Origin of the sequence: Paraburkholderia piptadeniae (assembly GCF_900007165.1) — a bacterium.
GTDB lineage: Bacteria > Pseudomonadota > Gammaproteobacteria > Burkholderiales > Burkholderiaceae > Paraburkholderia > Paraburkholderia piptadeniae.
In genome coordinates this window covers 16,343-41,047 of record NZ_CYGY02000094.1, presented here as the reverse complement: position 1 = coordinate 41,047, position 24,705 = coordinate 16,343, and the positions used below count along the sequence as shown (strand labels likewise).

At 58.4% G+C, this 24,705-nt stretch carries 23 protein-coding genes and 1 pseudogene; 20 read left to right on the top strand and 4 right to left on the bottom strand.

Annotation, left to right across the window (positions count from 1 at the left end):
* The first annotated feature begins 23 nt into the window (after positions 1-23).
* The 4 genes from BN2476_RS38480 (at position 24) to BN2476_RS38460 (ending at position 2,655) form a co-directional block, all read left to right on the top strand.
* Positions 24-437, top strand: coding sequence for an antirestriction protein (locus BN2476_RS38480; protein WP_087739419.1), 414 nt, complete (start codon positions 24-26; stop codon positions 435-437).
* A gap of 51 nt (positions 438-488) precedes the next feature.
* Positions 489-1,316 carry a DUF932 domain-containing protein gene (locus BN2476_RS38475; protein ID WP_087739418.1) on the top strand — a complete coding sequence of 276 codons (828 nt, stop codon included), beginning with the start codon at positions 489-491 and terminating at the stop codon, positions 1,314-1,316.
* 48 nt (positions 1,317-1,364) lie between these two features.
* Entirely contained in the window at positions 1,365-1,673 is a 309-nt protein-coding gene (locus tag BN2476_RS38470; protein ID WP_087739417.1) for a hypothetical protein, read from the top strand.
* A 613-nt stretch (positions 1,674-2,286) separates the two neighbouring features.
* A complete protein-coding gene (locus BN2476_RS38460) occupies positions 2,287-2,655 on the top strand; it encodes an XRE family transcriptional regulator (protein WP_328590441.1) in 369 nt (122 codons plus the stop codon).
* Between the two features lie 189 nt (positions 2,656-2,844).
* On the opposite strand, the gene BN2476_RS38455 is transcribed toward BN2476_RS38460, so the two are convergent.
* Entirely contained in the window at positions 2,845-4,221 is a 1,377-nt protein-coding gene (locus BN2476_RS38455; protein WP_087739415.1) for a replication initiation protein, read from the bottom strand.
* Positions 4,222-5,038: 817 nt separating this feature from the next.
* Here BN2476_RS38455 and BN2476_RS38450 point away from each other — a divergent pair.
* The gene (locus BN2476_RS38450) at positions 5,039-6,247 is read left to right on the top strand and encodes a ParA family protein (protein ID WP_087739414.1); all 1,209 of its coding nucleotides are present in this window, start codon (positions 5,039-5,041) and stop codon (positions 6,245-6,247) included.
* Positions 6,244-7,227, top strand: a complete 984-nt coding sequence (locus BN2476_RS38445; RefSeq protein ID WP_087739422.1) for a ParB/RepB/Spo0J family partition protein — start codon at positions 6,244-6,246, stop codon at positions 7,225-7,227. Before BN2476_RS38450 ends, BN2476_RS38445 begins: the two co-directional genes overlap by 4 nt.
* Before the next feature lie 637 nt (positions 7,228-7,864).
* Here the strand turns inward: BN2476_RS38445 and BN2476_RS49805 are convergent.
* Positions 7,865-8,101, bottom strand: coding sequence for a transposase (locus BN2476_RS49805; RefSeq protein WP_369122661.1), 237 nt, complete (start codon positions 8,099-8,101; stop codon positions 7,865-7,867).
* Between the two features lie 416 nt (positions 8,102-8,517).
* Positions 8,518-8,706 carry a hypothetical protein gene (locus BN2476_RS45985; protein WP_143811145.1) on the bottom strand — a complete coding sequence of 63 codons (189 nt, stop codon included), beginning with the start codon at positions 8,704-8,706 and terminating at the stop codon, positions 8,518-8,520.
* 140 nt (positions 8,707-8,846) lie between these two features.
* On the opposite strand from BN2476_RS45985, the pseudogene BN2476_RS38435 reads away from it, so the two are divergent.
* The 3 genes and pseudogenes from BN2476_RS38435 to BN2476_RS38425 form a co-directional block, all read left to right on the top strand.
* Positions 8,847-9,200 (top strand): annotated as a pseudogene (locus BN2476_RS38435) (integrase core domain-containing protein); the annotation flags it as partial.
* A 1,401-nt stretch (positions 9,201-10,601) separates the two neighbouring features.
* Positions 10,602-12,566, top strand: a complete 1,965-nt coding sequence (locus tag BN2476_RS38430; protein ID WP_087739412.1) for a diguanylate cyclase domain-containing protein — start codon at positions 10,602-10,604, stop codon at positions 12,564-12,566.
* Between the two features lie 17 nt (positions 12,567-12,583).
* Positions 12,584-13,609: an autoinducer binding domain-containing protein gene (locus BN2476_RS38425; RefSeq protein ID WP_087739421.1), complete on the top strand. Its 1,026-nt coding sequence runs from the start codon at positions 12,584-12,586 to the stop codon at positions 13,607-13,609.
* A gap of 263 nt (positions 13,610-13,872) precedes the next feature.
* Here BN2476_RS38425 and BN2476_RS38420 read toward each other — a convergent pair whose 3' ends face one another.
* Positions 13,873-14,271: a helix-turn-helix domain-containing protein gene (locus BN2476_RS38420; RefSeq protein WP_087739411.1), complete on the bottom strand. Its 399-nt coding sequence runs from the start codon at positions 14,269-14,271 to the stop codon at positions 13,873-13,875.
* A 211-nt stretch (positions 14,272-14,482) separates the two neighbouring features.
* Here BN2476_RS38420 and BN2476_RS38415 point away from each other — a divergent pair, with 211 nt between their 5' ends.
* The 11 genes from BN2476_RS38415 (at position 14,483) to BN2476_RS38365 (ending at position 24,695) form a co-directional block, all read left to right on the top strand.
* Entirely contained in the window at positions 14,483-15,148 is a 666-nt protein-coding gene (locus BN2476_RS38415) for a lytic transglycosylase domain-containing protein (protein WP_087739410.1), read from the top strand.
* A 52-nt stretch (positions 15,149-15,200) separates the two neighbouring features.
* On the top strand, positions 15,201-15,572 hold the full coding sequence (locus BN2476_RS38410; RefSeq protein WP_087739409.1) for a hypothetical protein: 372 nt from the start codon (positions 15,201-15,203) through the stop codon (positions 15,570-15,572).
* A 9-nt stretch (positions 15,573-15,581) separates the two neighbouring features.
* On the top strand, positions 15,582-15,986 hold the full coding sequence (locus BN2476_RS38405; protein WP_235851148.1) for a VirB3 family type IV secretion system protein: 405 nt from the start codon (positions 15,582-15,584) through the stop codon (positions 15,984-15,986).
* 115 nt (positions 15,987-16,101) lie between these two features.
* Complete coding sequence (locus BN2476_RS38400) at positions 16,102-18,588, top strand: VirB4 family type IV secretion/conjugal transfer ATPase (protein ID WP_235851147.1); 2,487 nt, start codon at positions 16,102-16,104, stop codon at positions 18,586-18,588.
* A 24-nt stretch (positions 18,589-18,612) separates the two neighbouring features.
* Complete coding sequence (locus BN2476_RS38395) at positions 18,613-19,290, top strand: TrbJ/VirB5 family protein (RefSeq protein WP_235851146.1); 678 nt, start codon at positions 18,613-18,615, stop codon at positions 19,288-19,290.
* Entirely contained in the window at positions 19,280-19,525 is a 246-nt protein-coding gene (locus BN2476_RS38390; RefSeq protein ID WP_087739406.1) for a hypothetical protein, read from the top strand. The genes BN2476_RS38395 and BN2476_RS38390 overlap by 11 nt, the downstream gene beginning before the upstream one ends.
* Positions 19,526-19,589: 64 nt before the next feature.
* The gene (locus BN2476_RS38385) at positions 19,590-20,462 is read left to right on the top strand and encodes a TrbL/VirB6 family protein (RefSeq protein WP_087739405.1); all 873 of its coding nucleotides are present in this window, start codon (positions 19,590-19,592) and stop codon (positions 20,460-20,462) included.
* Between the two features lie 325 nt (positions 20,463-20,787).
* Positions 20,788-21,645, top strand: a complete 858-nt coding sequence (locus BN2476_RS38380; RefSeq protein WP_087739404.1) for a VirB8 family type IV secretion system protein — start codon at positions 20,788-20,790, stop codon at positions 21,643-21,645.
* Positions 21,642-22,622, top strand: a complete 981-nt coding sequence (locus BN2476_RS38375; RefSeq protein WP_087739403.1) for a TrbG/VirB9 family P-type conjugative transfer protein — start codon at positions 21,642-21,644, stop codon at positions 22,620-22,622. The genes BN2476_RS38380 and BN2476_RS38375 overlap by 4 nt, the downstream gene beginning before the upstream one ends.
* Positions 22,528-24,039, top strand: a complete 1,512-nt coding sequence (locus BN2476_RS38370) for a TrbI/VirB10 family protein (RefSeq protein ID WP_235851145.1) — start codon at positions 22,528-22,530, stop codon at positions 24,037-24,039. Before BN2476_RS38375 ends, BN2476_RS38370 begins: the two co-directional genes overlap by 95 nt.
* 20 nt (positions 24,040-24,059) lie before the next feature.
* On the top strand, positions 24,060-24,695 hold the full coding sequence (locus BN2476_RS38365; protein ID WP_143811144.1) for a hypothetical protein: 636 nt from the start codon (positions 24,060-24,062) through the stop codon (positions 24,693-24,695).
* The last annotated feature ends 10 nt before the right edge of the window (positions 24,696-24,705 follow it).

Genomic DNA, 24,705 nt, shown 5'->3' with positions numbered 1-24,705 from the left:
TGTGGCTCAAACCGGAGATATCTGTGAGTACTACTGATTGCATCATCACCTCATCCGTGGTTCCCGACGAACTTCGCCTGAATGTCCTTCCTTGCTATCTCGGTCGCCACTACCTCACCGGCGAATCGATGGTCTATGACTGGGCCGCGCGCCTGTGCAGCAGCTACGAGGGCGGACACTGGAACTTCTTCACGCTGTCCAATGGTGGTTTCTACATGGCTCCGTCGAACATGGATCGTGTGCATGTCCGCTGGTACATGAACGGCTACAGCGACATGATGGGCGCGGACGCCTTCGGCATTACGGTCACCCTGTTCGCGCTTTGCCACCTCGCGGAACACACGCTCGATGACGTCATCGTCACGCGCTACCACCAGTTGCGGGAGTTCGCCGTCCATCACGCGGAAGCGGCCAACATCCTCCGCGCTATCGACTGATTAACTGGCCCCGGCCTGCGGGCCGGGACTGGTCCCTCTCTGGAGACATCAATGAATATGCTTGCAAGCCGTTTTAGCCGTAACGCCCTCGCCCTGCGCTCGGATTACCCGCTGTCGAATGACGAAATTGCCGAGGTTGCGCCTTCCATCCTTGCGCACTCTGCGCATGAAAGCCGGTCAGAGCGGTACAGCTACATTCCGACCGTTGATGTCCTCGATGCCCTGCGCAAGGAAGGTTTTCAGCCGTTCATGGTTTGCCAGACCCGCGTACGGGACGATGGCAGACGTGCATATACGAAGCACATGCTTCGCCTGCGTCACGCAGACGAGATCAGCGGATCTGAGGCGAACGAGATCATCCTCCTGAACAGTCACGATGGCACGAGCAGCTACCAGATGATTGCAGGCATGTTCCGCTTTGTCTGCAAGAACGGGATCGTGTGCGGCGATAACGTGAGCGATATCCGCGTGCCGCACAAGGGCGATGTCGTCGGTCAGGTGATCGACGGCGCATTCAAGGTACTGGACAGCTTCGAGGGCGTGACGCGGCAGCGCGAAGGGATGGCGGCGACGTCGCTCGATGAGGGCGAGCAGATGGCCTTCGCCCGAGCAGCACTCGCCCTGCGCTATGACGACGACAAACCTGCGCCGATCACCGAACGGCAGCTTCTCGCACCACGTCGCGTCGAGGATCACGCATCCGATCTCTGGAGAACCTTCCAGCGGGTTCAGGAAAATATGCTCCGTGGTGGCCTTCACGGTCGCACCCCGAACGGCAGGGCGACCACGACCCGCGCGGTCACCGGCATTGACCAGAACATCCGTCTTAACCGCGCCCTGTGGGTGCTCGCCGATGAACTGCGCCGCCTGCGCGGCTAACCGGTTTCCCCGGCCTGCGGGCCGGGGCATCCCGACCAGGAGACATTCATGAATACGCTCAATATCCGGCCGACATGGCTGGCCGCCCTTCTCCCCTTGCTGGCGATGTGGCAGTACGGAGACCGGAATATCGTTCGGGGCGAACTGTATCGCATGGCGCTGTCGGCTGATGCGGCAGCACAGTCAGCCGACGCGCTCAGGCGCATTGCTAGCATGCTGGATCGTGACGGCAACGCCATCGACATGCACCGTGAAGAGTTGCGCTCGATTGCCCGCACCGCTCTGGCGGAGTTCGACCGCGTGCCGCCCTCCGCACCTGCCGCAATGCTCATCGAGCATAGTGGCTACCTTCAATAAGGCACGCGGGACCGACCGGCACATAACGCCCGCGCGAGGTCAGCGCGGGTTATCGAGGTTTCCACAACGACAAGCTTTGACCACGACCGAATGCGAACAGTGCGCCCGACAGGCTCCCGAGGAGGCTGAGGCGCTATGCACAAGCGCGCGTCCGCTGGCTGACGTTTACGGGCTGGTGATCTACGAGCATGAATCGTTTATCGAGGGTGTCACGACCTACCCCTGCACAGATAGACGCCGTTCGCTGGCGCTGTATCGCCGGCAACTGCCGCTGTTACGGTTGCCTTAAGTAGTCAGCGGAGGTTCTCGCAGGTCGCAGCCGATCCACCCGCGCGTGAGCCGGCAGTTGCGCGGCACCCCGCCCTACCGTTCCTCCTGCAAGCCAGAAGTCGGATAATCACGGGGGCGTCGCACGCGCCGCGTGCCCGGATCGAGGCACACGGGGACCCACGCGGGACGCGTGGGGAGCGTGCCGGCGCGCCGCGGATCGCGGCGGGACGATCCGGCTCGGGCGCAGGCAGACCGCCGGCCGAGGGTCGTCAAGCGCCCGGAGGGGCGCGTGTATCCCCCGTGGCGGTGCCGTGGGGGCTCGATAACAATGTAAGGGAAACTGATGAGCGATCAACCACGTGTCGAGATCCGCGATGAATGCTTGCGGCCGGCGATCTACTGGAGTCAACCGACCGGCGCGGAGGTGCAGGAAGTATTGCGGCGCGCCGGCTTCACCGGCCGACTCGGCGCCGACTACCTTGATCTCGCCGACAAAAGCGGACGACAGATTCGCAAGTGGATCAGTGGTGAAACTAGAATCCCCTACGCTGCATGGGCACTGCTGTGCTACGCAGCGGACCTCGGTACGATCTGGAAGATCGACACGGACGAGATGCGCCGCTTCAGGCGCGCGCATCCGGCCGAAAAGAAGAACCTGCGTCGGGACGGACCAGAAGATGACCTAGTGGGTCACGATGAGCCGGTCGCGTGAGCTGAAATACAAATGTGCAAGGGATATGATCTGTAGTCCAACACATCGGAGCCGAGGTACTTTGGACGGCGCGATGGGATGATGAAGGCTTCCCGCCAGACTATTGCAGCGCGGAGGCCGTCCTTCTTCAGTGAAACGGCTCGAGCAGCTCCTCAACTCTTTCTTTCAAGAGGAAACCAAAGAATTGGATTAGCGACTCTTGCCAGTCCTTGATCTGTTGAACACATAGCCAGCGAATCCGTCTTTCAGATCGGGAAACTTCTGAATCATGGCCTCGGATAAATCAGTCATAGGATCAATGCCCAAACGACGCAGCGTCAGCTTGCCAGCCGGCGTCCCTTTGTAGGTACGTCGCCAGTCCTCCCGCTGCTTAGAAGTCGCGGCTTCGTATGCGTCCCAACCACGGCGGATTTCGTCCACCATTCGATCCTGCGCATGCACGTCCTGCGCGGCGATCCGCAACGCGATATTAGTTTGAGCCTGCTCTTTCGCTTCCAACTCACGTTTCTCCGTCAGAGCAAGCCCCTCCTGAATCTGGACCATCTGGCGCTCGGCGTCGGAAACGATCCACTGTTCCTTCAATGCCTTCATGAAGAATCCCGCCGGACTCTTCGATATATTGCCCAGCTTCAGACTAAAACGAGTGCGCTCGATCGCCCGTTCCAAGCGTTCATCCGTGTATGTGTCCCGATCCGCCGCAATCTGATTGAACTGCGCGCTGGACAAGCCGAACTCCTGCTTCAAGGTCTTGTAGAGTGCCTGGGCTTGTTCGTGTGTTTGCAATGCACGCTCGGCCAACTGTTTCCGCTCGATGCGAAACCGTAGGCGCCCGATCTTGCGAGAGCCCGGCTCGTTTCGCGTCTCATACGAAAGCGTCAGGTCAGAAACTTCATTAATCTGCTCCACGGCCGGTGCAAGCCAGTCTCGCTTGAAATACTTGAATTCATACGCCTTGGTGCCCATTGCCCCTTGCCAGGCACGTAACTCGTCGAGCTCGAACCAATCCGTAATGCCCTCGTCTGCGTAAGGCAGAAGGTGGTCATACATCACTCGCGCGTAGCTGAGCGTAAACAGCGAGGTTATTCGCAGGCTTAGCCAGTGCGACTTGCCTGGACCACGGATTATTCCGATCAAATCTGGCGGAACACGGAACTGGAAGCGTCCACCCGCGTAGGAAATCCGGCCGATCAACTGCACCGAACCAAATGGCTTCGATCCGTCGGCATCCGGTGTTGTGGTCGCTTGGATCAGTGCTCTTTGCGCCTCGGTGATGACCTGTTCAAGGTGAGTGTTGTTACGACTCGAGTAGCGCATGAGCCACTTGAAATAGTCCAACTCAACGTCGTACAGGTCGCGAACTTGCTCTTCCTGTGCGACGATAAAATAAGCGGCGTCGATCAAACGTCGCGCGGCAACGCCCAAATCAATAATGCGGATTAAAACGTTCTTTCGGGCGAAACCTATGTCCGAGCGGGCGGCATCAACGGGCAAGTCTTCGGCGTTCGCATCGTCGAATAAGGCCAGTGCCAGTTGCCTAGACGTGGCCACTTGCCCTGCTGTCGCCATTCGGCCTCCCGCATTGTTCTTCGTTGATATGGAGCGGTAAGGTACCGATAGCAAGGTGCCATGTCAACACAGTTAACCTCACCTTGCCCGCAACCGGACACAAAATATCTCACCTTTGCGCCCGTTCAAACTCAATTCACCTCACCTATTACCGCCCAAACACCTCACCTTTCTGACAAATGGTTTCACCTACCAGTGGTAAACACCTCACCCGAATACTCAATTAACAGCACCTCTAACACAGAACTCCTCACGTTGCGTGCATAAGTCATTGATTTTAAATAGATGTTCGTTTTCTGTTAGTGGTGGGTTGGTTCTATCGTTTACAAAATCTAACGAACCGGTCTTTTGTTTTGGGCCAGTGAGCCGATTTGTAGCAAGAAAACAGATTGTTCTTCTCACCAAGCGATTACGAAGACGGCAAGGATGAGGCACGGATTTACTAAGGCATGCACAGGGAACCGCCGGATTCGCGGGGCATGAGAAAGGTGAGACGAATTGTGTTCGTCCCGGATGCGTGTCAAATGCGTTGGCTTTCCCGAGTCCAAGGTGAGGTTTTCTGTGATGGCCCTTTGCGGTGAAAAGCGATCCCAGCTGTCCGTCTGCAATTAAGGATTTCACGCTGACCGTGCCAAATCATTGAATGCACGAGAATTCTCGCCCGATGCGCGGCAAGGTGCGGTTCCTGCCAGATTCCGATAGCTATTCTTCGATGTGGCGAGTATTCTACGGTTCGGCAGTCATCAAGCCAGAAACCGTAGAAATGAATGGTGAGCGTCGAGAAAACACCTCACCGTCGACAAAAGGAACGTCCTAAATGAACTTGAGCGAGTTGCCCGGTATCGACCGACGCGTGAAGCTCTCCAACCTTGGGGAGTTTGCTGAGCGCCTGTCAGTTATGACGAACGAACTGCGCGACCAAATCTTGGCACCCCGGCCGCGCAAGACACCTCCAGTATTCACGATCGGTGAGCTGTCGGAGCTCTGCGGCATCGACCGTCAGAAAATTAACTATCTGGCAACGAAGGAACGAGGCGATCTGCCGCCGGGCGAAGCTCACGGTTCCGGAAGAGCGCGCATATTTTCGCTAAAAGACGTACGTACTTGGGTGCAGCAGGTATCCGATATCTACCAGACTCCGCTGGTCACAGGCACACGTGAGCATCGTGGGCGCGTCTTGATCACCGCCAACTTCAAAGGTGGCTCGTGCAAGACAACAACGACGATGTGCATCGGACAAGGCCTGAGTCTTCGCGGTCGCAAAGTACTCGTGATTGACCTCGATCCACAGGCCTCTTTGTCGGAACTGTGCGGGTTGTATGCCGAGAAGGACGTGACGTGGGAGGATACGGTGCTCCCATACATCTATGACCCGACGATTGAGGGGGGGCTCAGTTCAAAAGTGCAAAGCACGTATTGGGATGGGCTCGACGTTATTCCCGCGCATAACTACCTACACGACGCAGAATTCCATCTTCCGACAGCCCAAAAAACGAACCCGGGTTTCGAGTTCTGGTCTGTGTTGCGCAAAGGTATCGAGCCGTTGCGGGCGCGGTATGACTACATCATCCTTGACACTGCGCCCTCTCTCTCTTACATGACTCTCAACGGATTGATGGCCGCGGATTCGATGGTAATGCCTCTAGTCCCTGAGAGTCTTGACTTCATTTCATCGGTGTCGTTCTGGTCGCTGTTCGCTGAAGTTGCGAATGGCTTCGTGGAACATGAAGTAGATAAAACCTACGACTTCATTTCCGTTCTTCTGTCGAGAGTGGACTACGGCACTACGTCATCAGCGCCCGTTGTGCGCTCTTGGTCCCAGCGCGCATACGGCGATTGGCTCCATGCAACCGAAGTTCCGGCAAGCTCCGTGATGAGCAATGGGGCCTTGGCATTTTCGACGGTTTTTGATTTGTCGCGGTCTGATGCCGTGGCGAAGACGTTAGCGCGCGTCAAGCAACCGCTGTTGGACTATTGCCAATGGATCGATGACCAATACGTGGCGCAATGGAGGGCCGGACAATGAGTAACATGCGCGAACGCATGATGAACAAGACTGCCGAAGTTCGGGCAGCAAAAGATATTAAGCTTGAACCGCAGCAAGACAGACCGACTAGTCCACGTACCGCCCCAGGCATGGCGGGCGCGTTGGCGCAAGCGCAGCAACGGATCGTTGAACTCGAAAAGGCAGGTGCGGCGTCAGAGGTTCGGGTGACGGATATCGTTCCAAATCCATGGCAACCGCGCCAGCTGTTCAATGAAGTGAAATTAACGCAACTCGCGGAATCGATTCGTGAAGCGGGTCTGGTTCAACCGATTGTGGTGCGGCGTGCGGCGCACGGCTATCAGATTGTGGCTGGTGAGCGGCGCTGGCGCGCGCACAAGATGATCGGAAAAGAGACGATCAAGGTTGTCATTATCGAACTCTCAGACGAAGAGATGGCGATGTTGGCACTCGTGGAGAATGTAGCGCGTGAGGATTTGTCGGACTATGAGATTTCGCGCTCTATCCGAAGGACCGAAAAGGAATTTCCAAACCGTAAGCGCATGGCGGAAGCAATGGGAGTCTCACGCTCGGAACTCTATCGATACCTGGCATTTGGCGATTTGCCGGATTTCGTGATTCATGATTTGGACATCCAGCCCCGGCTGATGGGTGCACACGCCGCGGAAGACGTCGTGTCAGTGCTGCGCGACAAGGATGCACATGCGTTTGATATTGCGCGTGGGGTTTGGGCGAGAGTTGTAGCTGGCGACTTGGATCAAACGAAGTTAGCAAGAGCTATCAAACAGGCTATCGAAAGTGACAACAACTCCTCCGGCGGGGTCAGCGATCGAAGCATTGAGAAGATTTTTTCGGGCAAGAATCAGGCAGGGTCGATTACGAAGGACGCTGTCGGCTTTACCGTGAAGATCAAAGCGGGAATGCTGTCTGCGGATAAGGAGCAAAAGATACGGACGCTTATCGCGCAGCTTTTTTCGGCAGGCAGCGCTGGCGCGGAATAACCGTGTGTCCCCATTGGGGACACGTCTCGTGTGCGCGGTGGACAGGACGCTGGCACATTACACCCATTCATCTCCCGTGTCCCCATTGGGGACACCCAGTCACTCATCTGAGATCCGCCGCCAAACGAGTCACCTATTCAACCGTTCGGCGCGCGTCAGGCAGCCACGGCAGCAGACGGGTCTGGAGCATGGATTTTCTATGGTCCACCCGCAAACCGCAAGCGCGGACTGGTGGCGGTAGACGACTCGCGTTTATCTATCCGGCCTGTCGTGATCCGCTTGCTGCCGGATCTGGCCTGCATGATGTAGTTGCACGCTCCCATCCCAATTAGTTGCGCGACATGTTGACTGCCGAAAGTCCAGACGGGTTTGGGGAAGCGACGGGTGGTCGTTTGCGCCATGCTGTTTAGCTGCGCGAGTTGCGGAGGGAAATTGCGATCGGGACACTCGCTGGTGCTCAGATGTGGTACCGGTGCTGAAATTCGATACCACTGCGCATGACAGCCCATGCAATGCGTACGAGCTTGTTTGCCAGTGCGCAGATCGCAATGTGTATGTGCCGGCGCTCGGCGAGCTGCAGCAGCCACCGCTGGACCGGATCGTTGGGTGCTTGTCTTTCCATACCCACAACGCGCGTTCACCCTGCACGAAGAGGCGTCGCAGATAACCGTTCCCGCGCTTGGTGATGCCCAGCAGACGTGGCTTGCCGCCGGTGGTATGCGTGCTGTGGCACGAGTCCAACCCAGGCCGCGAGATCCCGGGCTCGCCTGAAAGCGGACGCGTCGCCGACAGCGGAGACGATCGCAGTTGACAGCAGGACCCCGATGCCCGCAATGGTCTGAAGACGCCGGCAGAGTTCGCTGTCGCGAGACATGCACGTTATCCGGTTGTTCATCTGGTCGATTGTTGCTTCCGTGCGGTTCCACATATCGAGCAGCATGCGTCCGAGATCACGCAACATGGGCGTCAGGCCCGAGTCGTCGTCCTCGAGTAGCGCAGGCAAGGTAGTGCGCAGGGCATGGAATCCTTGTGCGATCTCGATACCGCGATCGAGTAGCAGTCCGCGAATCTGGTTGGCCAATGCCAGGCGCTGCTGAAGCATCCGCTCGCGGGCACGATGCAGTGAACATCCATCTGTTCCTCGGTCTTGAGCGGCACGAACCGCATCTTGGGAAGGCTGACAGCTTCGGCAATAGCCTGCGCGTCGTTGAAATCATACTTCTGCGACTTGACGAACGGCTTGACGTACTGTGCCGGTAAAAGCCTGAACTCGTGTCCGAAGCCCTGGAATTAGCGGGCCAGATACTGCGAACCGCAGCATGTTTCGATTCCGACAAGGCATGGTTGATGTTGCGCCATGAACTGCAGGATCTGACTGCGGCTAGACTTCTCGCGCAGCAGGACACGGCCGCCACCATCGCAGCCGACGACGTGAAACCAGCGATTTCCGAGGTCGATCCCTAAAGTTACCGAGTTCATGGCAGCCTCCATGGGGTGGTAGTGCCCACTACGATAGAAGAAAGCGGGTGGACCGTACCATTAGTCGCGGACGCAACGCCCGATGGGCGGTGACTGCACGCGATGCCAACGTGCGGATACTGCAACGCATTTGCACGTCACGCGGGTCACCGCGTTCGATCAAGGTCGACAACGGGTCGGAGTTCATCTCAAAAGCGATGGACCGTTGGGCCTACGAGAATCGCGTTGAACTGGACTTCAGTCGCCCGGGCAAGCCGACTGATAATGCACGCATTGAATCGTTCAATGGCCGGCTGCGCCGGGAGTGCCTGACCGCCAACTGGTTCCTGTCGCTGGCTGATGCGCGACGCAAGGTGGAGGAGTGGCGGCGCTACTATAACGAGGGTCGTCCCCATTCCGCATTGGGCTGGGTCACACGGGCCGAATTCGCTCCGTCATTGCGGGCTCACGCCCGCAATGACGGATTCAGAGGAACCGGAAATCTCTGGTTCTGAACAGGACTGATACTGGGTCAGGCTCACGAGACCGCAAGCGGTTCGTGTGCAAGAAGGAAACGTGGTGGCTCTTGAGTACCAGCGGACCACCAAATGGGCGCTCGGCTTCAGCCGACCGGTCTCTCCCGTGTGTCCGGATTGCTATAGTCGACCACTAAGGTTCGTTGTTCATCGTCTCTGGCCGCGGTTTGCGCCGCTCGATCCGTTTAGGTCTGCCGGAATCAGGAATCCTTCAACGGCACGATGCCCGTGACAGCCTCACGGTCCTGCCGTAGCACCGGAAGCCCACGCTCCGACAGATGCATCAGCGCACGCTGTTCGATTTTCAGGCCATCGACGACATGATAGTGTTCCAGCGACGCGGTGATACGACGCGCGCCGTGTCGCCAAGGCGCGACAGTGCCGGGACGAGCCGATCGTCAACATCACGGCGTCGGACAGGCGTCGCGGCTGACCTCTACCTGGCGCTGAACACTTCGAGGAATTCCCCCTCCGTAAGCCGCCAGGATTGTGCGGGACGGCGAATTTGTCCAGCGACGGCGCGCCGGCGCGAAGTTCTGGCGTTTGCGCGCAGCTGCGACAAACGCCGCCACCAGCAAGTTGCCTGTGGACGTTGTCCCCGTTGATGCACTCGCGTATGGCCTAGTGTTGAAGATGGAAGCCGTTTAGTTTGATATGCGGAGCGAGCGATGATAGCGTCCAATCAAATCGTATAGACGTCTATATGGCTATTCATCCACGACTCTGGAAAGCATTAACTCTCCTTCGAACGAACGGCAGCGAACGCTCAGATCTGCAAGCAGAGAACGCCTGAGATGTCGCGTGTGTCAGGATTATCAATCGTGAAACATTCACTTGCGTTCGCACATTTCAACGAGAGCCAATAAATACGGGCCTTTAAGGGCGATTCCCCTGAGCCTTTTGATAACGTTTCACAAGCAAAGATGTCATGTGCGCGCCCGAACCCGCTGTGGATTATCCTGCTGCGCCCTTGCCACACCCTTTGCGGTGGGAGTGTAATAAACGTTACGTATTTCGTAATTCGTTTGCCGATACTACCGGAACTGAGCAATATCGCCCGATGGTCGTCCGCCGTTACGAGAGGCGCCGGTCGGATTCAAGATCTCTCTTTCCGCCCCAAAAGGAAGAATCGCCTTGACGCGCGTTGTATGCGCCAATTTGCAGAAGCATAGTTGGCGCAAATCAACCCTCATTGGTCAACAACTGTGGTCACGCTGCGAGGTCTATGAAAACAGCCCGCGACGAGCAGATCTCCAATCCGATTTCCCCGGATACGTCAAGCTGTGGATAACTGACCCGAAAGGAATAGGGTCATTTCTCCAAGTTAAAACTCGTAACAAACGTCGCAACATAGCGGGAAGAGAATGTAGTTTTCGTCGGATGATAGAACCTGACGACGACGTGCTCTCTTTGATGAGAGTCCAATTTGGAACTTCCAGTCCACGTTGGAGGCTCGCTGCGGATAGCGATGCGTTGGAGCTAAGTCCCCTGACTGGTCCTGCCGCCCAGACGATCGCGCTTCCATCCGGGCAGGCTGCGCGTGTGCGCACAATCGGGGGTGTGACAGGCAGCGTCACCGTTGATACCCGACTGTTTGGCCACAATCTCCGGCTTCATCTTGTTGGGCGCAAGGTCGACCGTGCTGTGTGGGCCGGTACCTGTTCTCCCAGCGTCAGTTCCGAGAGCGTCGCCATTGACCTTGCACGCGGGCTTTCCTTTGCAGAGACTATTCTCTCTGAAGTCAATTCGCTCGTAGTCGTTCTTACACGCGATGGACGTATTCAACGTTTCAACCGTGTGGCTGAAGAGCTTGCTGGGCTCAAGGAAGAGGACGTTATCGGAAAGAGCGCGTGGGATCTCTTCATGAGCGATGAGGAGGCGCAAGCATCTCGCAAGAATATCGAAGCGTTTTTTGAAAGCGGAGATCCATACCAGGTCGAGCGCATCGTCAAAACCGTGAAAGGTCCACGGCTCTTTCTCTTCCGCAACAAGTTTGTACGGACGGGCACCAGCGAAGATGAAAAATTCCTAGTGTGCTCAGGCGCGGACATCACAGAGGAACGCCACGCTCAACAGCGGCTCGCGAGGCTCGCAAATGTCGACGGTTTGACAGGACTGGGCAACCGAAACTATCTGCTTGAAAAACTGCATGGGCTACTCGCCGACGCACGCACTGTCGGTGAGTTGGCGATTCTTTATGTGGACCTCGATAACTTCAAGCGCGTCAACGATACCCTCGGACACCAGGACGGCGATGTTCTCTTGAAGAAAGTCGCCAGACGTCTTCAGCATCTCCTTGAGTTGGGGCAGGAACTGACGCGGATCAGTGGCGATGAATTTGTCATCCTGTTGCAGGGTGCATTTGCGCACTACATGGCAAGCGATCTGGCCAACAGAATTATCAGAGACTTCGAGCTCGCATACGTGCTTCGTAGCAGCAACTACCGCATGCGCGCGAGCATCGGCATTGCAGAACACGTACAACAAGGGACATCCCCGTTTGACCTGCTAAAGCAGGCAGATCTTGCGATGTACGCTGCAAAGGCTGAGGGCAAAAACCGAGACGTCAGCGTCGTTCGGTGCTTCACGCCTGATCTTGCCGACAAGGCGACGCGGCGTCTTCAGGTCTACCAGTCACTGCAGTACGCATTTCTGAGAAGAGAAATCTGCTCGTGCTTCGACTGCTTCCTGTCGTGCGACGGAAGGACACGAGGACTCCGGGCATCTCCCCAATGGGCGCGGCCAGACGGCACACAAATCGCCGGTGCTGACCTAATCGATCTTGCCGAATCGGCCGGGTTCGGTGTCCAGTTAGGTGAGTTCCAGCTTGCCGATGCAAGCAAACGCCTTCGCGCGTGTAAAGATGAAGGCCTTGGCATTCAGTACGTCTCGGTGACAGTTCCCCTGTCGCAGGTACTTGACGGAGACTTGGCGGGGTGTGCGTTCAGTTGCCTTAGAGAGTACCGGCTTGATCCGGGAGCGTTACGAATTGTCGTGCCGCACGGCATTGACCAAGCGTCACAGTCTGTCCTGGACAAACTCGCGGCCCTGAGATCAACAGGGGTGCGTGTGCTGGCAGAAATCAGCGGTCACTCTGCCTTTCCAAATCTCGGAGCTCTTCCCATCGATGGCCTTTGCATTACTGAGGATCTAACCGCACGCCTGCCCGGTGATCCGGTGACGCGCGCAGTTATCACAGGGCTCGTCAATGTATGCGGGGAGATGAGCCTCGATGTTCTTGCCTACGGAGTCGAGCGTCCTGACCAGCGGGAATGGTTCAAGCCGTTCAGGCACGTTGATGCACAGGGGACCTTCTTGCGGGAAGAGGCGCACCAGGGCCAGTGAAGAACCCGGGTACCACGATGGAGTTTCGATTCACTGAAGCCCCGAGCAGCAGGATCCTGCATGAGGCTTCCTATCGCGTCTTTGATGAGCGCGTGGATTTTTGCCTCGCGTTAGACAAGATCTGCGTTCTCGTTCGGCGACTGGTGCGCCAGGACGGCGCGACCTTCAGCCAGGTGCTCGAGGCTGAAAGCGAGTCCTTGTTCGAACTGGCGACCGCTGATCTCTACGAACAGAGGCTGGAATCATGCTACTCGATACTGTCACGAAAGTGTGAAGCGGCAGCCGCCGACGCCGATCGCTCAACTCCACAGGTCATCGATCCGGGGGATGCAATAGATAGTCTGAACGGGTGCGTCGGAGAGGGGGAGTTGCTTGCTCGTGTGCGCGCAATCGTACATCGTCTGGGCGCTACCCAATTTACGTATCAGTGGTTGCGCTTCGATGGCGTGTCCCCGACAAGCGGTGATCTGGTGGAGGCTCGTTACTTGGTTGGCTGCAGGCCAGCATGGATGCAGCAATATATCGCGCGGCTCTGGTATATGAACGATCCTTACGTGACATATGCACGCACCAACATCGCGCCTGCCTTGAAATCGCATGTTGCCGTACATCGTGCTGACCACTGGCTGTACGCCGAGGCGCAGGCACACGGATTCTCGAACACACTTGTCGCGCCGGTCCATCACCATGGACACGGAATGATTGGCCTGCTTCAGGTGGGAAACGACATCGGTGGGATCGATGGTGAGAGGTTGCTCTGGGGGCACCGGCGCCATTTCAGGGCGCTGTCATCGGAGCTGCTTGACTGGTACACCGAGCAGGTCCGTCGGCAGGCAGTCAGTGAATTCCAATTGACCGAGTCGGAAACAGGTGTCCTGCGGACCCTTCGGGACGGAGGACAGGCGAAACATATCGCGGACCAACTCAGCGTCTCCATACACACCGTCTATAAGAGCGTATTTCCCAGTATCAACAAAAAACTTGGGGCAGGGCGTATCACCGAGGCTGTCCAGATAGCAGGTGGGTACGGCCTGCTAGACTGAGCGTCCTGAAAAATAACTCCCTTCGTCAACATTCATTCGTACTGCGAGGGATACTAATTCACGCCCTTGAATTGGTATCCACTCGTAGTCCATAGTGTCATTAATCCAGTTGGGGGCGATACGCGACGCCACATGGGCCGAGTGGATTTGGGTCACATCTCGTGCTCGTATGCGAACTGAACCCTGCCAACACGCAGGTCGGTGGAATTTGCGTTTGGCAGGCGTGCACGAGTTTGTGGTTACGGTGGCCTTGCATGGTTTGTTCATGCGAGAAGGTCAATAGCCTTCTGCACAACGAGGGGATCGACCGAGCCAGTTTCGGATGATGCTTGGTAGATGAGGGAAAACAGCCGAGCCTTACTGTTCACGTCCAAGGCGCGGTTCGTCGACTGCAGGCCCGCTTCGATCGCGGTGAATACGCTGCATAGGAGTTCTATGTCGATGGCTCCGTAGCGGGGAGTCCGCTTTCCTGTGAGCAGGTATGACACGTCGAAGTCATGCTCCAGCAGGATCATGAGATAACGTGCATCCGGATACCGCTGGTCCTTTTCATATGCCGATTGGGTTCTTCTATTGATATCGGTCCATTCGCAAATGTTGGTCTGCGTAAGTCCGAGCCGGTCGCGCTCCTCAAGAAGGCGCGACCCAAAGGTTGATGTCATAAAAATTGGTCGTAAAGCTTGAAAATGTGATAAAAATGTCCCATTATTATCGCAGGTCGCTTCAGTCAGACAGTATACGGACCACCATATGGCACTGAAAACGATGGTGAAGATTCTCGTAGAGTTTGACGGGGTAACCTGTCGACTCTGACGGAGGACGGACAATGGTGAAACTTGCATCGCTGGTCGTTCGTCGCTGACAGGCGAAATCATGCTCGATTTCGCCATCTTGGCCCAACAATGCGCACCGGGTGTTCACCCGGTAACATTGCGGGCGATCGTCCGCACGGAGTCCGGTTTCAACCCGAACGCGATTGGTGTGGTGGGCGGTCATCTGACACGTCAACCACGCACTCGTGATGAAGCCGTTACCACCGCAAAAGCCCTCGCTGCTCAAGGCATTAATTTCAGCATGGGGCTTGGCCAGATCAACAAGGCGAACCTCGCCCGCTACGACTTGACCTACGAGACTGCCTTCGATCCGTGCGCAAACCTTCGGGCCGGCAGTGCAATTCTCCACGACTGTTACGAAAGGGCATCTGTAGCGATGGGAGAGCGGGCAAACGCGCTCCGTGCAGCGATCAGTTGTTACTACAGCGGCAATTTCACACGTGGTCTGACAGAGGACGCTGACGGAACAAGCTATGTCCAGCGAGTGGTCGCCAACGCTCCGTCGTCAGCTGATTCCACCAGTGTTGTCCCGGCAATTCCTGTTGTTATGGGACGCACTTCTCGTGTTCCGGGGCACGCTGGCCATGAAATTGTCCTAATGCACGCCATGAGGAAGACAGCAGGCTCAAGCGGCAAACGCAGTGATCCGCACCCGGTATGGGACGCCTTTGGCGACTACCAATGCGACGGTGAATCGTGCAAGTGATGTAGCCGGCCCGCCGAGCGGCGGTTTGAAATGACAAGCCAATGGAGAAATTATGTATCGCAATACGAAGTCGTCGATCATGCAATTAGCACAACTTATAGATGGTGCTGGTGCGTTGTGCGCCCGGGCGCGCCGATTGAGCGAGGCAGTGTGCAACGCATGTCTGCTGGGCACGATCATCGGCCCACAACTCGTGTTTGCCGGCGGCGGGCTGGATTCCGCGACGCAGGGTGTCAACACCTTCAGGATCTGGCTCTACACCTTCCTCGGGGTCTGCGCGTCGTGTGTACTGCTATGGAAAGGCGCCGAGTGCTGGGCGGATCGCGCGCACTGGAGCGAATTCATCACGCTCGGCGGCAAGGTCGCGGTCGTGGGTGCCGTGGTTGGAGTGCTCGCGCCCTATCTCTGGAACCTGTTCACTTGAGCTCCTGCCATGCTGGACGAAAAAGCCCGTTATCCCGGCTTCAATGGTCTTGGCCGAACGGCGACCATCTGGGGGATCCCTTACATGGCGATGCTGGTGGTAGTCGTATCGTCGATGTTCGCTGGTGTCCTCATCGCCTTCATGGTCGGCCCCGGCGGCCTTCTGTTCGTGTTTCTCGGTGTGCCGGTGCTGATGTACTTCAAGCACGTATGCGAGACGGACGATCAGGGTTTGCGAATCATGTGGCTCGTGATGCGCTGCCGCTCATATTTCTGGACACTGAAGCTTCGCGCGTTGGTCAACGCAAGGCGAGGAGCCCCGCGTTTTGGCAACACTGTAACGCTCGCACCGCTTCGCTATGGTCGACAGTCCCGGGTCTATCGGGATTTCTTCAACCCTTGCCATGCGGCATGAGTCGCCTGCACGAGCTTGAGCCGGAACAGTCATGACACGCAAACCTGAAATTTCAAGCGAGATTCTCGGCAGCCTCGGCGCTATCGAAGACTGGATCCCGAAGTATGGCCATCCGGTGACCAAATACGTGCAGCATCTCGAGGGAAGCCGCTTCATGGTGACGCTGGTCAAGCGCGGCGTGCCGTTTGAAGTACATGAGAACGTCGCGATCGAGCGCATGTTCGACCGCGACACCGAAACATACAGCAAGCTCGGACGTGACCTTGGTGGGCGCCTGGGTTACCACGCCACCTTTACCCGCCGGCGCGTAAGGTTCGACCGTGTGTACAGATTCAGTCCTCGTTTCATGCAGTGGTTCTCGCGGGAATATGTCGGGCGGTTCAATGAAGACAGGTTCTACGAAAACCGCTACTACCTGTCGCTGATCCTGAAATACGACGACTTCGATGACGGACTGAAGGAAATCGAATCTCTCGCGCAGCAGGCGCTGCTTCAGTTTGCGGACTACGAGGCCGAGCTTCTAGAAGTGTACGAGCGTCAGCACATGAACGGCACGAAGATGCTGTTCTCGAAGTTGTATGGTTTTATCAGTGATCTGGTCAACGCGGTGTGGACTGATGTGCCGGTCGCGGCCGAACCGGGTACCGACGTCATCCCGTCCAGCTGGTTGCATTTCGGCTATAACACTGTCGCGATCCGCGGCCCGGGCGTTCCGCCGTCGCGGCAGTTCGCAACCTGCCATGACCTGCGCGGCTTTCCAGACAAGCCGGGCTGGGGGCAACTGAACTCACTGCTGACGCTGCCGATGGAATTCACGATCACGCAGTCCTTTAACTGCATGACAGGGTTCGAAGCGAACCGCACTGTCGATTCCGCCATCAACAAGCTGGAGTCCGCTGGTGACAAGGCGAAGCATCAGGTCAGGGAGCTACGTGAAGCCCAGGGGTACGTCAATACGGGCGAACTGAGCTTCGGCGACTATCACGGCGCCGTAGTGATCTATGGAGAAACGGCGAAGGAAGCCATCGCGAACGGCGATCTGTTCACGTCCCGCTCCCTGAATGAGTGCGGTGTCGAATGGATGATCGCCACCGGTTCAGCGCCGTTCACGTATTTTTCCCAGGTGCCGGGTGCGAAGGTCAAGCCGCGGCCGAAGGTTCAGTCGTCGCGCAACTTCGCCGCGATGCATGCGTGTCACGACTATTCGACAGGCAAGGCTGAGGGCAATCCGGTCGGTGACGGTTCGGCAATCATTCCATTTCGCACTAACGCCGGCAATGTCTTCAATTTCAACTTCCACGCAACCCGGCTCGGTGACGTCAACGTATCCGAGAAGCTGGCCGGACACTTCGAAGCCAAAGGAACGACGGGCACAGGCAAGACAACGCTCATTGCAGCCGCCATCGCGATGTCGTTCCGGTTCGAGCCGCTGCTCTATGTGCTGGACAAGGGGCGCGGCTGGGAAGTGTTTATCCGCACGATGGGCGGTGCGTATGTGTATCTGGAAAAGGGCAAGCCTACCGGCTGGGCACCGTTCGAGCTGGCCGATACACCCGAGAATCGCGAATTTCTTTACGGTCTGGTCGAACTGTGTGGCCGCAGGAATGGTGTCGACCTCCAGGGCAAGCCAATCAGGATTGACCTGAGCGCCGCTGAGAAAATGCAGTGCCGCAATGCTGTTGACGCCGTGATGGACATCGACGACGTGCGTCTACGCCGCTTCAGCCTCCTGCTGGACAGTATTCCGGACGAGGGCGATGACAGCTTGCGCGCGCGGCTGTCGATCTGGTGCAAGTCGGAAGGCGGGCGGTTCTGGTGGGTGTTCGACAACCCGCCTAACCTGTCGCTGAACATGAGCGGGCAGCGGTGCATTGGGTTCGACGTCGAGGCGTTCCTCGTCGAGAACTATGAACCGTCTGAGCCCGCTTTCGCCTGGCTGTTCCACCTGAAGAGGCTGATGCGCAAGGAAGGCGCGCTGATGGCTACGATCATCGAGGAATACTGGCTGCCGATCCGGTTTCGAACCATCCGGGAACAGATCGAGGAGACGCTCGCCAGCGGACGTAAGGAAGGCGAGTTCATCGGCCTGGTTACGCAGCAGCCGGAGCAGGCGCAAAAGGCAGCGGACCTCTATCCGGCGCTACGCAGCCTCGTTGCCACCAAGATCTATCTCGCCGACCCGGCCGCCGAAGAGGCACCGTATTTACGCGATGGCATGACGCGAAAAGAATTCAGGGAGTTCAGGAAGCTCACGCCGCAGTCGCACCGCTTCCTGATCAAGCAGGGCAACCAGTCGGCCTTTGCGACGTTCGATCTCAGTGGCCTTGATGATGCGATCGCGGTTTTCTCGGGCGACCGGGAAAACGTGCTGATCCTCGACGGCGTGCGCGCGGAGATGGGCGACGACCCGGATGCGTGGCTGCCGGTGTACCTGCTACGGGTATTCGAGCGCAGGCAACGCACGCGTCTGACCGCAAAGCACGGTGCTGACGAGCAACTTTGGATGAGTGAATTGCGGCACGCGCTCGGGCGCAAGCGTGCCGAGCTTGCCGCAATCTATCCGCCTGTAGATCAGGAGGTCGCCGCTGTGACGGCTGTCTGAACCCCAAACTTGATGGAGGGATCTGTGAAACCTCACCTCGCTGTGCCGGCCATGTGCCGGACCATTCCCCGCCGCATCGTTGCGGCAGCATCAGTCCTCTGCGCGGCGGCGACTGCGCATGCCCAAGGCGTGCCGACCATCTCGCCGGCGGAGCTCGCGCAGCAGATGGTCATGGTGCAGCAGCTGATCCAGCAGGTCCAGAATCAGGAGGCGCAGTTCCAGGCCCTTACCGGCAACAGCGGGCTGGGCATGATCAACAACAATCCGGCACTGCGCAACTACCTGCCCGAGGAATGGCAGGACGTCTACATCCAGGCGAAGGGCGGCGGGCTTTCGGCCGTCAGCTCGTCGATGCGGCTCATCGAGCAGCAAGAAGGAATGACCGGCCCATCGAGCGTTGGACAGCAACGTTACTACGACACGCTGGCAACCAACAAGGCGATGAACGAGCAGGCGTACACCGCGATCATGGCGCGTTTCAACAACATCCAGTCGCTCATGCAGCAGTCGAACCTGACTCAGGACCCTGCGCAGAAGGCCGATCTGCAGAACCGCATGGCAGCTGAAGAGGCGATGGTCACGAACGACCAGACGCGGCTGCAGCTGACTGCACGTTTGCAGGAGGACGAGCTCAGACTCGCACAGGAGCAACGCGACCGTGAATTTGACAACTCTTTTTTGGGGAAAACCAATGGTCAATAAGACACTTCTCTGCGCCATAGTCGCCTTGCTCGTCACGATCGCGGGCTATCTGGGCTACCTCGCCTGGGATCGTCACCAGCACAACCTGCAGGAAGAGGCACAGCAGCAGAAGGAACTCGAGTTCGATGCTGCGATGCTGGGGAAAACTCCGGCGCAGCTAGCTGCAGAGCGCAAGGCACTGGGGATTAACGCGGCGAGTGAAGACGCTGAGGCAAGCGCAGCCGGTCTGAAGTGATAGGTTGCATACACAACATGAGTGAAGGGGAATCACTGTGGCGGACGTGCACATTTTTTCTTCAATGGTCAGCTATTTTGACCAGAACGTAGTGAACACAATCAGCACCGGATCGACGCGCATTATTTCCTTGATCTCGCCACTAATGGCAGTGTGCTTCAGTATCTACGTACTGCTCATTCTTTGGACATACTGGCAGGGTAGGAACGACGAGCCAATCAATGACTTCCTGATGCGGATGGCATCATGGGCGGTCATCCTGACGGCTGGGATGAATATCCAGTTCTATACGGAATACGTAGTCCCGTTCTTCAACGATCTTGGCGAACAGCTCGCTGGTGCGGTGACAAACGGAGGCAACGAAGTCTCGGGACTCGACAGCCTGCTAAACGCGTACATTAATGCGGCGCAGGCGATCTACGCTCAAGCCAGTGGGATCAAGATAATTGCGGCGATCTGGACGATTGCCCTGATGATCATCTTTGGTGGACCGTTTATGGCGATCGGCATTGCCTACATCATTCTCGCGAAGTTCGCGCTGGAACTTCTGCTGACGCTGGGACCGCTGTTCATCTCTGCAGCGCTGTTTCCGCCGTCGCGACAATTCTTCTGGAATTGGGTCGGGCAGTGCATGAACTACGTTCTGCTCGTCACGTTGTTCGCTGCGGCATGCGCGCTAGAGGTGAATTTTGCGATGGGGATCATTCCGGTGAACAATGGTTCACCATCGATCGCGCAGATCATAGAGCTCGACATCATGGGGCTTTCTTTCTGGATCATTTCTCTGAACCTGCCGGGTCTCGCGTCGGCTCTCGCGGGAGGGGTTGGCATCTCTACGATGGTTGGCAGGCTCGGCGGAGTGGCGAGAATAGCAATGTCGCTCGCGAAATCCGGCGGGGGTGGTTCTCGCGCAACGGGTGGTCGTATCAGTGCGTGAGGGGAGGAAAACCCATGTATCGATTGCTCACAAGACTGGGCCGCCTGTGGCTGATGGCGGCGATCATCGCCACCATAAGGGCGATGATGTCGATTCAGCTCTTTAGCTGACTGTCATTCTCCGAAGTGAAACGCATCAAGGTGGCAGAGGGAAGTATTGAAACAGGCGGACATGACCATGAAATCGAGAATCGCAGTCCTGGTAGTAGCAGTTGGATTGCAGGCTTGCAGCTCGGCGCCCAAACCACCTGAACCCACCGGCCAATGGATACCCGTTAACCAGCCCGCGCCACAACTGAGCCGCGCGGAATCGAAGTGAGGATGCAATGCCGGCACTGATCAGACAGTGGTTTGCCGCAGCGACGCAAGGGCGGCTGCCAAAGCCGTCCAGCTCACCGTCTGTCAACCCGGAGCCGCTGCAGGCGAAGGTGACTGCCGACGAGCGTGACGCTGTAGCGTGGTATTTGAAACAGGCGCGGAATTTCGAACGGTCCAAAGTGCAGGCTGCCGAGGAGAGGGCCCGAATTGCGGACCGGCGCTCGATCCTCTCGGGTGGCATCGCGCTCGCGGCTGTTTTTGGCATGGGTGCTTTAGGACTACTAAGGCGACCCAATCCACCCGCCGTGCTGCGGGTCAACGATGTCACCGGCAAGGTGGATGTACTGCCCACCACGGCGAACGGCCGCGTTTCCTTCACCGAAAAAACGGACCGTCACGACCTGCACACGTACGTCGAGCTGCGCGAGAGCTACGATTGGGAGACGATCCAGGACGCCCACAGCGCCGTCATGCTGATGAGCGGTGATCAGGAGAAAAGCGCCTACGACACGTTTATTCGTGGACCGTCGGGACCGCTCAAGATGCTGAAGGACAAGTGGCACGTGATCGCGAAGGTGGGATCCATCACCTTCGTCGGTTCGACCGCGCAGGTTTTCTTTTCCCGGCAGGCGATTCCGTTGAACGTCGCGGCCCGCCGTCCCGATCCGACGTACTGGATTGCGACGGTCGCCTTTGCACGTGTGAATGTGCCGGAAAAGCAGGATGAGCAGGACATTGATCCGGATGGCTTTCGCTGCACGAGCTACACCGTCACACGGGACTGGACTCGTGCGCCTGCCGATGCGACTCCCGACGGTGGGGCTTCGGGGGCGGCGACTGCGCCGCCGGCCGGGGGCGGAACATGACGGTGTATCCGCTTCTCGCCCGGACCGCGATTGCGCTTGCCGTTACCGCCGGCGTGGTCGCGACCAGTCCGTCCGCTCTGGCACTCGACACGCCGCGTAGCTGCGGCGCGGATCCACACGTGCAGTGTGCATCCTATGACCCCGACCAGGTGTATCGGGTGGCGACCATGCCAGGGCGTGCAGTGATGATCCAGTTCGAACCGGGTGAGCATATCGTCGATCACGGCGCGGGCATCGGTGATGCAAAGGCGTGGCACATGGCGATGAACGATAGCGGCGCGCTGCTGAAGCCCGGTGCCATCCAGCCGGAAACCAATCTTGTACTGGTCACCAACCGGCGTACCTACACGCTGTCTCTCGCCGACGTATCGGCATCGCAGCCCGCCACGTGGGTCTTGCGTTTCGACTATCCGGACACGCGTGCGAGAGCCTCCGCCGCGCTGTTGCGACGACAGCAGGCCGTGAGTGCGGCGCTCGCCGGCGGTGCCGCCAAAGTGCCGCTCGCGATGGCGCCAGCGGCAGCGTCCATGACGGTCGCGGCCAACACTCCGGCTACACCGACCGCACCGGCCACAGCAGGCGGCACGGTGCCGCAGTCGCAGAAGTCGGTTGCGGGCAACAGCGCGAACATGCAGTACATGATGCGCGGCGATCGCGCGCTTGCGCCGACCGCGCTGTGGGACGACGGACGCTTTACCTACTTCAGGTATGCGACTGCGCGAGACTTGCCCACAATCTTCACGAAACTCCCGGACGGCGGTGAAGCGACCGTGAACTTCCACATGGAGGGCGACACCGTGGTCGTGCACGAGGTCTCGAGGGATTTTGTGATCCGTTATGGCCAGTCCGTGCTGGGCATCCGTAACGACGGCTACGCGCCGGATGGCCATTACAACGGGCCGGGCTCATCCCTGCCCGGAACCGCGCGCCTGCCGCGTGACCATGTCGGATCCGGAAGTGCCAATGCGGGTGACTGATCACGGACGAATGCACATGAATGAACCCAACGAACTCTCGAACGCATCACCGCCCGACACCGTGCCTCAGGCATCACTCCATCTGCCGGGACGCCGCAAGACCCGGGTCGGAAAGGTGCGGCTCGCACTCGTGGCGCTCGCGGTCATCGCACTGGGCGCATCGGGCGTGACGATTTACCTGCAGCGTCTGTTTCAGCAGCATCAGGACGCGAAGCAGGCGGCGCTGAACAAACCGAAAGATTCAGCGAGCAGCGAGACGGGCGCGGATCTCGAGACGCAGAAGGCGCGCATCAAGCGCGATGAGCAGGAGCGCGACCGCGAGGCCTCGGATGCCGCGGCGGCAGCGGCCGCCGCATCCGCCGCGCGAGCGGGCCTCGCGGTACCCGCGGGTGCGCCCTCGCAACCGTCTGCGATTGGCGTTCAGATGAACACGAATAATCAGCCGCGACCGCTGACGTCGGCGGAGCGGCGTCTGAGCGGCAGTGTGCTCGCGTCCCGGTCAGATGATGCTGGCGCCGATCGCCCGGATGGTGCTGAAAGTGCTGAGGGCAGCGGCCCGGTTGCGTCCGACGAAGGGCGCGGCGGTTCGGGCGGTGATAGTGATGCGGGGCCCGACAGTGGGCTATCGGGCATGGCCAGGTCGATGGGTTTGTCCGCGCTGCGTGGTGGATCCGGACAGGGCACAAATGTCGATGCTCATGGAAGTACCACCCGCAGTCACCGCAGCAGTAGCGGCAACGACAGCAAGGACACGTCGTTCGACCAGTCCCTGCGGCCTTCGAAACTGCAGCCAATGCAGGCCGCGTTCCGTCCGGACCGGCACTACCTGATCAGCCGTAACACGATGATCCGCTGCGGGCAGGCGACGGCGATCCGGACTGACCGGCCCGGCCTGATTGGCTGCCCGATCGCACAGGATGTCTGGTCGGACGATGGCACAACCTTGCTGGTTCGCAAGGGCGCGCTGGCGAAGGGCGAACAGCGCGATGCGGTCATACAGGGGCAGGGTGTTATCGGTGCGATCTGGGATGAGATCGACGACGGCGATGTCCGTATTCCCCTGAATTCGCCGGCGACTGATCCGCTTGGCGCGGCAGGAATTCCTGCCTACGTCGACGAACACTTCTGGCAGCGCTTCAAGGGCGCGCTGATGGTGAGCCTCATCGGCGACTTCGGTCAGGCATTGGCCAACAAGGCGATCGGAGCGGGACAGACGATCAACTTCTCGAACAGTTCGAATGCCACGCAGGATGTCGCTGCCGAGACGCTTCGCAGCACCATCAACATCCCGCCGACCGCGTATTCGAATCAGGGCTCGGTGATCAACATCTTTGTTGCACGCGACGTTGACCTGCGCAGTGTGTACCAGAACGTCGGTCTTGACGGAAACGAGATTGGCCGGACGAACCAGCAATGAGGACGGGCGAGGACATGACGATGCAGATGCACATCCATTTTCCGGAGAACTTCCCGCTCCACGGCATTGAGCGCGACGCGTTCGAGACGACGCTACGCAACGCTCTGTATGACCTGTTCGACGGCAGCCGCGTGAGACAGTTCGCCGACCAGGTCGATGCACGCCGGTCGTTCGACTCCGCCGGGGTGCTGCCGCTGTGCCGCATCGGTGACGAGCACACCTTCGAGAAATGCATGGCGCTCGACCGTTGCACGTTCGGTGATATGTCGGCGGCGCTGCGCCGCTTTATCCTGCAAGTCGTCGGCGCGTGTCTGGGCCTCGATCTGATAGAGCCACGCTTTGCAGCGGACCCGGTTAGCGAAGAGGGTGATGCAACTAACCGTCTGTCGCGATCGTCGCTCTCAAACAAGGTCCAGCATCCGCAGGCAGCCGCACCAACAAAACCCGGTTTCGCAGTGATGCTCGCGGCAACGGCTGGTGGTGCTGCCGGATGGTGGATTGCGCGACCCGTCGCGGCACCGATGGTTGCGACCGTGGTTTCCACGTCGCCCGCCCAGACCCTACGCAAACTCGCGTGCAGCGCGCCGGATGACCGGCGGCCGTATCGCATATCAGTGCGGGTCGCGCCACAGGTCACCGTACCGGCGGCGCACTGACCGGCCTGCA